Source organism: Undibacterium sp. TC4M20W, from assembly GCF_049340245.1.
Taxonomy (GTDB): Bacteria; Pseudomonadota; Gammaproteobacteria; order Burkholderiales; family Burkholderiaceae_D; genus Undibacterium.
On sequence record NZ_JBMPPI010000055.1, the window covers coordinates 1 to 9,573 of the forward strand.

Here is a 9,573-nt window from a genome sequence, read left to right on the forward strand (position 1 = left end):
GTACACGTGGTATCAGGGCATCTATGCCGCCATTATGATAGCTACGCTCCCAATTACCAATACATCCCGGACTGCGGATATTAAACAGGGCAGCAACTTCCCGGTAGGAAAGCTGGTTATCCCATAGACACTTGAGTACCGACAGTCTGAACTCTACATCGTATTTACCAGGCACCTGCTTTTTTGCTAATCCTGATACACCATGGAGACGATGTAAATTTACCCAGTGCACTATCACCGAATGATGGAGACCATGCTCATCAGCAAGCGCTCTATATCCTCCTTTATGAGCAAGATACTTCCGCACTATTTTCAACTTGAACTGCTCGTCGTATTTAGTCATGAAAAAACCCCAAAAGTTGGTGTCCAACTTTTGGGGTTCAGTTCAAAAATTCTGGTGCGTTTTTTTTGTATCTAAAGTCTTACCTGGCTTGCATATTCGCCGATTTGAGCAACTTGATATTACGCCATGGTTGCATGCTCTTGTCGCGTATAGGTGAGCCTTCCAGCGGTGGTGGTGCAGGGCTGAAGCCTGCGGCTGGGCATGAACCTGTGCTGGCATAGGTCAGCGCTGCTGACAGGCGTGTTTCGCTTTGATTACCCAGGTCATGATTCAAGTCATCAGTGGCTTTGCACAATGGTGTGAAACCATTCGTGAAGTCGCCCTGACCTGCTGCATTGACGCCGGCAAACTGGATCGCAAAGTAGGCTGTCTTACAGTTATTTGTCTGGACGAAGCCATAAGGCTTGCCGCAGGTAGTATCGCCAATCAAAATGACTTGCATAAAAGGTTTCAGACCATTGATGATGGATTCGCTGGCTGAACAGGTACCACTGCCAGTGAGGATAAACACCCGAGGCAGGTTCAGTTGCGGCAACAAGCGGTTGTTGGTGTCCGTGTCATAGAAGTAAGAGACATTGTCTGCTGTCAGGTCGGTATGCTTGTCGTTGAACTGCAATTGTTCAAACACCTTGTTAACAACCTTGGAACCGGCAATCATGGTCGATAATTCATTGGCGATATACAGGTAGCCACCGCCGTTGTAGCGCAGATCAAGTACCAGGTCATCAACACGTGCATTCTGGAACTTGCGCATCGCAGTTACCAGCGGTGCCTCTGCCGTGCGGATGTGGTCAGTAAAGACCATATAGCCTATCTTCTTGCCATTCACATTCAGTATCTGGTCTTGCAGTACGGGTGCTGTTGTAACCGTGGTGGATGTCATGCTCACCAGGCGGCTGCTTGCTGCATTGGTATCCTGCACCCTGAAGCTATGGACTTCGGTTTTAGATGGGAACAGGGCATTGTATTGCGTATCATTCAGCGAGCCGCCCAGATCCGTGTTATCTACACTGACCAGTGTGGTGCCGCGCTTGAGTTGTGCAATGTCAGCAGGCGAGCCGGGCTGTACGTAGCGCACCCGTATCTTGCTGCCTTCACGCACCAGGCTATAGCCATAACTGACATCCTCACCAGACTGGAAATAATCATCGATGCTGCCCTGTGCATCAGTGAAGCTGAACCTGTCCTTGGATTTGACGATCAGTGCATCAAAATAACTGGCGGGTGTGCTGTAGTTGGCGGCAGGTACATTGACGATGTCGCGGTACCACAGATAGACATCATCAAGGTGGGCGCGTACCCAGCTCTTTTCGCCATTCGGTGTACAGATATTCGCCAGGCTGTCGGGTGAACCATAGACGCCTGTCGTACCCGGAACGATCAGTGAAGAGTTGATCGGGTTGCCACTGACACCGATGAGGTCGCGCGCAGCCGAGGTCGAGGTGCTGGTGACTGCAGCGGCAATCGCCATGGTCTTGGTGATATTGTCATCCAGCGTCAGATAACTCAGACCCTGTTGTACCGCAAAATAATTGGCGATATCAAGTTTGTTGTTCAGCAGACTGGTGACCCAGCCCCAGGTTGCGTCATTTGCATATTCGCGGGCCGATACCAGGATAGCCCTGACCATGCTGCCCTTGGGCGTGCCGTTTTTCAGCTGGCTGGACCAGTAATCGATTTCTGCCGCATTTGGTGCAGTGGTGCCGGTACGGCCCAGCACGTTTTTATAAATGATGCGGATAAAGTCGTCATTGCTCATGCTGCTGGAATAACCTGTCAAGGCAGGAGACTGTAGTGCAACCAGGTAAAAACTTTCAGCAATTTGCGCTTCGGTCATGCCTGCCTGTACCTGGTCTATCCAGTAAGCCAGACCGTCAGCATCGGGCACGCGGTTAAAGAAGGCTACGTACAGGTCAATCAGATTGTTCAGGCTGGCAACAGAGAGTGCTGCAGCCTTGTCGCCTACGCGCAGATTGACGCGAAAATCACTGAATTGCAGAGTCGTAGTCGTTACAGGTGCAGTGACTGGTGCCGTACCGCCGAGAGTATCGACAATCACATAAGTGGACCCTTGCCTTGTAATGGTATAGTTTTGGCGCTTGCCAGTGAAGCTCAGGACATCGGCGGCTGTTGCTGCCTGTATGACTGGCGCTGGTGACAATGGTGGCACGGCGGCTGCCTTTTTGGCATCCTGGTTACTGCCGCCACCACAGGCAGCGAGGATCAGGCTCACTGCTGACAAGGCGAACAGATTTTTACTGCTAGGCTTAAAACGCAACATGGTGATTCCACTATCTGATGACGAACATCGATTCTAGAAGAAATAGGTAGAATGTCAATTCGAATTGAAAAATTTTGTTAAAAACTTGCTTGCCCCCACATCATATATTACTCCACATGGTTTTTTACGTATGAAAACACGCTGCAATTGGGCTAACCCCTCTAACCCCCTGTACCTGCACTATCATGATCATGAATGGGGTGTGCCCTGTCACGATGAAGTGCGTCTGTTTGAAATGCTCAATCTCGAAGGTGCGCAAGCTGGTCTCAGTTGGGAAACCATACTCAACAAGCGCGAAAATTATCGTCTTGCTTTTGACAATTGGGACGCCAAAAAAATCGCTGCCTATGATGATGAAAAAGTTGCCTCACTGCTGGCCAATGCCGGCATCGTCAGGAACCGTTTAAAAGTCGCTGCTGCCATCACCAATGCGAAGGCTTACCTGCGTTTGTGCGAAGAGCAAGGCAGCCTGGATGCTTATCTGTGGGCCTTTGTGAATGGCAAGCCCATCGTCAATAGCGGTGAACGTATTATTACGACAGAATTGTCGGACCGTATTTCCAAGGATTTGCTCAAGCGTGGCTTCAAATTTGTTGGCTCGACGATTATCTATGCGTATATGCAGGCAATAGGTATGGTGAATGACCATGCTGCTGACTGTGCCTGGCGCAAAATCAAAGGCAAGAAATGATGGATAGCTTGTGCAAGCTCAGTGCACAATATCCCTGAAAACTGATGGCATACTGATGGCATTTGTATAAGCAGGCAAGCTCTGTTATCGTTTGGCGTCTCTTAGAAATAGTGAAAAAATGAAGCAAATTGTTCTCAAACCAATTTTCCTGGCAGCTTGCCTGACACTGACATTTGCCACTACTGTCGCCCATGCTGAAATCTATAAATGGGTCGATGCAAATGGCAAGGTGCATTATTCTGAAAAAAGGGATGAGGCAGGCAGAGCCAAAGTCGAAGAAGTGAAAGTGACTTCAGGAGAGGGCAGACCTTCCGCCGCGCCGAGCTGGCAGGAACAGGAGGCTGACTTCCGCAAGCGCCAGATAGAGAAACAGGCAAAACAGGCCAAAGAACCCGCAGTAAAACCTAAAGAGCCCTCGCCGTTTCCTCCCGGCAATCAGCCAGAAACCAATGAATCCCGTTGTGCCCTTGCCAAGGGTATCTTGAGCGGCAAGGTGATTCATGGCAGCAATATTAAAACCGACGCAAACGACAAGGCTATTGCAGAGAGGGATGTGAGTACCTATTGTCGTTAGAAATTCATGCAAATAAAAACACAAACAAGCCATACAACTGAGTTTTCAGTCTTTGGCATGCAGTAATTTGATTGGAGAGGGAATATGGCGTCATCATGGGACGGACCAGGACCGAAACGCAAACTTGAAGACATGCACCGCTATAGTTGCTATCTGTACGGCCTGGTAACAATTTTTTTTGCGCTCGGCATATTCGCAACTGGAGGCCAGTCGATTCCACATATTGTGCTGTTTATCCTTACGGCGACTTTATCTTTTGCGCATTTCAAATTGAGTGCTGCGGTTGAGCAAGACAAGATATGGAGCCGCAGTGCATCCATGGCTTTGGCCTGTCCATTACTTTTGGGTTTTCCCATCGGCACTTACATGGGCGTCACTATCCTCATCAATGCCGTCAGGTATGAGCCTTAGTAAACACTGGCCTGAGGTCTGAGTTAGATGGAGCGCGATGGTCAGCCCACAAGGCAATAATACTTATGCCTGCTTGATATTATTCGGCTGCTGCGCCAATGACTGCAAAGGTGAGGGTGTAGTCGTTGCAATATCCCGCAATTCTGGCGGCACGGCAACCCGCACAGGCTTGCTGTGCATATTGGTGGCTGACAAGACATTACCTTGCACTTCAGGGCTGGCATTCCAGACCGGGTCGTCTATGCTTTCAAAGACAGACTTCAATTGCTGGCCCCAGGTATTACGTATCATCTGAAAATACTGGTTTTTCTCATCAATCGTGACGAAATGGGTGATGGCCAGTTTATTGTCTTCATACACCAGCAAATCCAGCGGCAAACCAACAGACACGTTGGAACGCAGGGTAGAGTCCATCGAGATCAACGCACATTTGGCGGCCTCATCAAGCGGTGTCGCTGGGGTGACTACGCGGTCTATAATGGGTTTGCCATACTTCGCTTCACCAATCTGGAAGTAAGTGTTTTCATTATGTGATTCGATGAAATTACCGGCAGAATAAATCTGGAACAAACGGCAACGCTCGCCCTTGATCTGGCCACCAAAAATCAGGCTAACATTAAAATCGATGCCAAACTCAGACAAGGACTTGGCGTCACGGTGATACACGGTGCGTACCGCCTCACCGAGTATGCGGGCTGCCTCATACATATTCGTCGCAGTCCAGATACTGTTGCCATTGGCATCCACATGATCAGATACCAGTTGACGTATCGATTGTGAAATCGACAAGTTACCAGCTGTCATCAGCACCATGGTGCGGTCGCCAGGGTTTTCAAACACCGACATCTTGCGGAAGGTGCCTACCTGATCCACGCCTGCATTGGTGCGTGAGTCGGAGAGAAACACCAGCCCGGCGTCCAGGCGCATGCCAATACAGTAAGTCATAGTGCAGAGTTTTGATCCATAGAAACTAGAATTCTACCCGAAACCGGAGCATTGAAATACGCTTGTCACATTTGTATGCAATGCCTGTAACAATTGACCAGGGCTGTATTCTTCGACAATTTGTGGACAATTCGTGGTCAATTCATGGACATATTCATGATCGTATGCATGGACGTATTCATGCATTATCGTGGCGTTACCTGCACCGTCACACTCAGGGTTTCCAGTCCGCCACCACGGCGCACGCCGCGTACCGGCGCTGCTGAATCATAATCGCGCCCTATGGCCAGGCGGCAATAAGAGTCTGTCATCAAAACGGCATGCGTGGCATCCACGCTGACCCAGCCGCTGTAGTCGGCGTCTTCTACCCAGACATCAACCCAGGCATGGCTGTCAGCATGGCCAGTGGATTCCGGATCAATATAACCAGACACATAGCGGGCCGGTATGCCACGGGCATGGCAGCAGGCCAGCATGATGTGGGCGTGGTCCTGGCAGACGCCACGGCCCAGCAACAGGGCATCGCTGGCACTGGTTGTGACGATGGTTGCACCAGTCTGGTACTCGACTGCACCACGGATGTGCGCTGCCAGATTTAATAGTGCAGCTGTGCTGGTCTTGCCGCTGTCTGGCAAGTGCTTCTGCGCAAAGTCCATGATGGCTGGCACGGGTTCTGTCAGCCGTGTCGGCACGGTAAATACCAGGGGCGAAAAAGTATCCGGGTCGGTGATGCGTCCCTGATAAGGCGTGCTCAGTTCAACCACTCCCTCGGCGATGATGGCAACCTCATGATGCTGGCCAGTGATGGTCAGCGTATGCGAAGGATTACCGTAAGCATCAATGTAGGCATGGCGTTGCCCGGCCGTTTTGATCTGCCAGGAAATCGCATGCTGGTGCAGCTCGGCACGTGGTGTCAGGCGCAATTGCTGTATGGTGTAGGTCACCGGGGCCGAATAACGGTAGATGGTCTCGTGACGTATAAAAAGTTGCATGATATTTTTCTCAAGCCGCCAGCGGCACCAGGAAATCGCGGCTGACGCGGTTACCCAGATCAAAAATGTTTTCCAGGAAACGCGTCAGGTTGTCATGCAAACCTTCTGCCAATATCTCTTCGATGCGGGCAAATTGCAATTCTGCATGCAGCTTACCAGCAAAACGTTCGGTGTCTGCTGATACGTCATTACGTACTTCCCTGAGGTTGGCGACGACTTCATCCATGCAGGCCAGCAGAGAGCGCGGCATGTCACCACGCAGCATCAGCAATTCTGCCACCCGCTCAGGCGTAATCACATCCCGATAGACCTTGCGGTAAATTTCAAAACCGGATACTGAGCGCAGTAGCGCTGCCCAATAATAGAAATCCCTTTGCAGGCTGTCATTGCCGCGCCCGCTTTCCTTGGCGCCGTGAAACTTCACATCCAGTATCCTCGCTGTATTGTCGGCGCGTTCTATGAAAGTACCCAGGCGGATGAAATGCACCGCCTCATCCTTGAGCATGGTGCCCAGTGTCACGCCACGCGACAGATGAGAGCGGTACTTGACCCATTCAAAAAACTGGCTGGGGTCGTTTTCCAGTATTGTGTCCGACAGCCTGTCCTGCATATCCAGCCAGGTGGCATTTTGGGTTTCCCATACTTCGGTCGTCAGCGTACCGCGCACAGCGCGGGCATTCTCACGCGCTTCCTTCAGACAGGACGCAATGGACGAAGGGTTCATCGGGTCCCTGACCATAAAGTCCAGCACATCCTTCTTGGTCAGCAAACCATATTGATGGTCAAATGCAGACTGCAATTCAGAGATACCCAGCATGGCACGCCAGCCACGCTCAGCATCTTCAGCAGACTGTGGCAACATCGAAGTCTGGATATTCACATCCAGCATACGGGCAGTATTTTCAGCGCGCTCGGTATAGCGCGCCATCCAGAACAAATGATCAGCGGTACGGCTCAGCATGTATTTTCTCCCAACTTAAATTTTTTTTAGGACTTACGCAAAATTGTCCCAGCAAGGCGTAGCGACGAAGACAGTACTTTAGTACGGCTAGGCGCTGCAACGCAGCTGGGGCGGTTTTGCGTACGTCCTACTGATTTAATTTTCAAGTATCCAGGTATCTTTGGTCCCACCACCTTGTGAGGAGTTGACCACCAGCGAGCCCTCCTGCAAGGCCACCCGCGTCAAGCCGCCAGGCACCATGGAGATGGTTTTGCCAGACAAGACAAAGGGGCGCAAATCAATATGGCGCGGGGCAATGCCGCTTTCAACAAAGGTAGGGCAGGCCGACAATGCCAGTGTAGGCTGGGCTATATAACCATCAGGCTTTGCCAGCAAACGCTGACGAAAATCTTCTATCTGCGCCTTGGTTGAAGCTGGTCCCACCAGCATGCCGTAACCACCTGCACCATGTACTTCCTTGACCACCAGGTCACCCAGATTTGCCAAGGTATAAGACAGGTCGTCTGGTTTGCGGCACTGGTAAGTTGGCACGTTATTCAAGATAGGTTCTTCCGTCAGGTAAAACCTGACCATGTCCGGCACGAATGGGTAAATCGATTTATCATCCGCAACGCCCGTGCCTATCGCATTCGCCAGCGTTACTCGGCCAGCACGATACACCGACAGCAAGCCCGGCACACCTAATGAAGAATCAGGCCGGAAAGCCAGCGGATCAAGAAAATCATCATCAATACGTCGGTAAATCACATCCACCCGCTTTGGCCCACGCGTGGTACGCATGAAGACCGCATTATCATTGACAAACAAATCCTTGCCTTCTACCAGCTCAACACCCATCTGCTGAGCCAGGAAGGCATGCTCAAAATAAGCCGAGTTATACATGCCCGGTGTCATGACCACCACGGTAGGGTTATCGACACCCATGGGCGCGACAGAGCGCAGGTTATCCAGCAACATGTCAGGATAATGATCAACCGGTGCTATCTTGTTGCGCGCAAACAGTTCCGGAAATAGCCGCATCATCATCTTGCGGTCTTCCAGCATGTAAGACACGCCAGACGGCACCCGCAAATTGTCTTCCAGTACGTAGAATTCACCTTCGCCAGCACGCACAATATCCACACCCGCAATATGGGCATAAATGTCAGAAGCGACAGAAATACCCTGCATTTCAGGGCGATATTGGGCATTTTTATAGATTTGCTCGGCAGGGATGATGCCCGCCTTGATGATATTCTGGTCGTGATAAATATCATGGATAAACATATTCAGCGCCTGCACCCGCTGCGCCAGGCCCTTTTGCAACTGTGCCCATTCACCCGCATGGATAATGCGCGGGATGATGTCAAACGGGATCAGCCTCTCAGTACCCGCATCGTCACCATACACAGCAAAGGTAATACCCACCCGCCGAAAGCTCAGGTCCGCCTCGGCCCGCTTGCGTTTCAATCGTTCGGCAGGCTGTTGTGCCAGCCAGTTGCAAAACTCACGGTAATGTTCCCGCGTCAATTCTCCGCCCGCGCCATCAGATGCGGCGCCATCATAGGCATGCATTTCATTGAAAAACTTGGCCATGTTCTAGTCTCGTGGTTACGGTTCCAATACAGCATATCAAGAAACGTGCCAGATAACATTGTGGCTAACCGTAGCGTGGTTTTTTTGTTGTTTTTGGTTTTATCCTGTTTTAAAGGAGGCGATGATGCAAAGATATTTTGTTAAGGTTTAGGCTACACTAAGCTAAATCACAGCAGCTGAAAAAATTGCCCCTGTTTAAATGCACAGGGCTATTTTGAGAAATGCAGTACACACGTATGTTTTTCCGTCATGAAATAAGGATGAGATGCAAATAGTAAAAAAACTTATTCCTCGCTGGAAAACTCAGCACCGCGGTGTGAGGCCAGGAAACTCAAAAACAGAAATCACAGCAGTATTTGCCCGCCTTGCTTGTAAGCCAACTTCAGATGTGAGCGAGCTTTACTCCATGGTCGGTGGCTTGGAAGTTATGGATAACGATGCCTTCTGGCGTCTATGGCCATTAACTGAGATTCTTGAGAGAAATACCGAAACTTCCCCTTACGGGATATTATTTTCAGATCATTTAATTGATAGTTGGGCATATCGTTTGAAATACGAAACAGATGCCCGGTCATCTGTTTATATCGATTATTTCAATCATGCCCCATCACCGATTAAAATATTTGATGGGCTGGAAGAATTTCTTATTGCTTATGAAGAAAACCCGAATGTGATAATTAAATTACCTCCGGCAAAGCCGGAGGTTTATTGCTGGGGCGCCTCAAAGGCGCTGGTAACCCTTGATCCGCCTAAAGGCGGCTACAGTCCCAATTTCATTTGGTCGTAACGCTCATCTTCCT

At 50.2% G+C, this 9,573-nt stretch carries 10 protein-coding genes; 4 read left to right on the forward strand and 6 right to left on the reverse strand.

The window, feature by feature from the left end:
* Positions 1–343, reverse strand: a 343-nt coding sequence (locus tag ACO0LL_RS30060; RefSeq protein ID WP_422954493.1) for a transposase, incomplete at its 3' end; no start/stop codon positions are given.
* Between the two features lie 79 nt (positions 344–422).
* On the reverse strand, positions 423–2,624 hold the full coding sequence (locus ACO0LL_RS30065) for a DUF4214 domain-containing protein (RefSeq protein ID WP_422954494.1): 2,202 nt from the start codon (positions 2,622–2,624) through the stop codon (positions 423–425).
* 130 nt (positions 2,625–2,754) lie between these two features.
* Between ACO0LL_RS30065 and ACO0LL_RS30070 the strand changes: the two genes are divergently transcribed.
* The 3 genes from ACO0LL_RS30070 (at position 2,755) to ACO0LL_RS30080 (ending at position 4,300) form a co-directional block, all read left to right on the forward strand.
* Positions 2,755–3,315: a DNA-3-methyladenine glycosylase I gene (locus ACO0LL_RS30070; protein WP_422954495.1), complete on the forward strand. Its 561-nt coding sequence runs from the start codon at positions 2,755–2,757 to the stop codon at positions 3,313–3,315.
* 118 nt (positions 3,316–3,433) lie between these two features.
* Positions 3,434–3,889: a DUF4124 domain-containing protein gene (locus ACO0LL_RS30075; RefSeq protein WP_422954496.1), complete on the forward strand. Its 456-nt coding sequence runs from the start codon at positions 3,434–3,436 to the stop codon at positions 3,887–3,889.
* A gap of 84 nt (positions 3,890–3,973) precedes the next feature.
* Positions 3,974–4,300, forward strand: coding sequence for a hypothetical protein (locus ACO0LL_RS30080; protein ID WP_422954497.1), 327 nt, complete (start codon positions 3,974–3,976; stop codon positions 4,298–4,300).
* Positions 4,301–4,363: 63 nt separating this feature from the next.
* On the opposite strand, the gene ACO0LL_RS30085 is transcribed toward ACO0LL_RS30080, so the two are convergent.
* From ACO0LL_RS30085 to ACO0LL_RS30100, 4 genes are all read right to left on the reverse strand, one after another.
* Positions 4,364–5,245: a peptidase gene (locus ACO0LL_RS30085; RefSeq protein ID WP_422954498.1), complete on the reverse strand. Its 882-nt coding sequence runs from the start codon at positions 5,243–5,245 to the stop codon at positions 4,364–4,366.
* A 185-nt stretch (positions 5,246–5,430) separates the two neighbouring features.
* Positions 5,431–6,237: a transglutaminase family protein gene (locus ACO0LL_RS30090; RefSeq protein ID WP_422954499.1), complete on the reverse strand. Its 807-nt coding sequence runs from the start codon at positions 6,235–6,237 to the stop codon at positions 5,431–5,433.
* A 10-nt stretch (positions 6,238–6,247) separates the two neighbouring features.
* Positions 6,248–7,198: an alpha-E domain-containing protein gene (locus ACO0LL_RS30095; protein ID WP_422954500.1), complete on the reverse strand. Its 951-nt coding sequence runs from the start codon at positions 7,196–7,198 to the stop codon at positions 6,248–6,250.
* Between the two features lie 135 nt (positions 7,199–7,333).
* On the reverse strand, positions 7,334–8,773 hold the full coding sequence (locus tag ACO0LL_RS30100) for a circularly permuted type 2 ATP-grasp protein (protein WP_422954501.1): 1,440 nt from the start codon (positions 8,771–8,773) through the stop codon (positions 7,334–7,336).
* A gap of 265 nt (positions 8,774–9,038) precedes the next feature.
* On the opposite strand from ACO0LL_RS30100, the gene ACO0LL_RS30105 reads away from it, so the two are divergent.
* Positions 9,039–9,560: a hypothetical protein gene (locus ACO0LL_RS30105; protein ID WP_422954502.1), complete on the forward strand. Its 522-nt coding sequence runs from the start codon at positions 9,039–9,041 to the stop codon at positions 9,558–9,560.
* Positions 9,561–9,573: the final 13 nt, after the last annotated feature.

What these genes read in the sequence shown, in the direction of transcription:
- ACO0LL_RS30090 (WP_422954499.1), bottom strand. Translation starts at nt 6,237, where the DNA reads ATGCAACTTTTTATACGTCACGAGACCATCTACCGTTATTCGGCCCCG.
- ACO0LL_RS30080 (WP_422954497.1), top strand. Translation starts at nt 3,974, where the DNA reads ATGGCGTCATCATGGGACGGACCAGGACCGAAACGCAAACTTGAAGAC.
- ACO0LL_RS30070 (WP_422954495.1), top strand. Translation starts at nt 2,755, where the DNA reads ATGAAAACACGCTGCAATTGGGCTAACCCCTCTAACCCCCTGTACCTG.
- ACO0LL_RS30100 (WP_422954501.1), bottom strand. Translation starts at nt 8,773, where the DNA reads ATGGCCAAGTTTTTCAATGAAATGCATGCCTATGATGGCGCCGCATCT.
- ACO0LL_RS30105 (WP_422954502.1), top strand. Translation starts at nt 9,039, where the DNA reads ATGCAAATAGTAAAAAAACTTATTCCTCGCTGGAAAACTCAGCACCGC.
- ACO0LL_RS30075 (WP_422954496.1), top strand. Translation starts at nt 3,434, where the DNA reads ATGAAGCAAATTGTTCTCAAACCAATTTTCCTGGCAGCTTGCCTGACA.
- ACO0LL_RS30065 (WP_422954494.1), bottom strand. Translation starts at nt 2,624, where the DNA reads ATGTTGCGTTTTAAGCCTAGCAGTAAAAATCTGTTCGCCTTGTCAGCA.
- ACO0LL_RS30095 (WP_422954500.1), bottom strand. Translation starts at nt 7,198, where the DNA reads ATGCTGAGCCGTACCGCTGATCATTTGTTCTGGATGGCGCGCTATACC.
- ACO0LL_RS30085 (WP_422954498.1), bottom strand. Translation starts at nt 5,245, where the DNA reads ATGACTTACTGTATTGGCATGCGCCTGGACGCCGGGCTGGTGTTTCTC.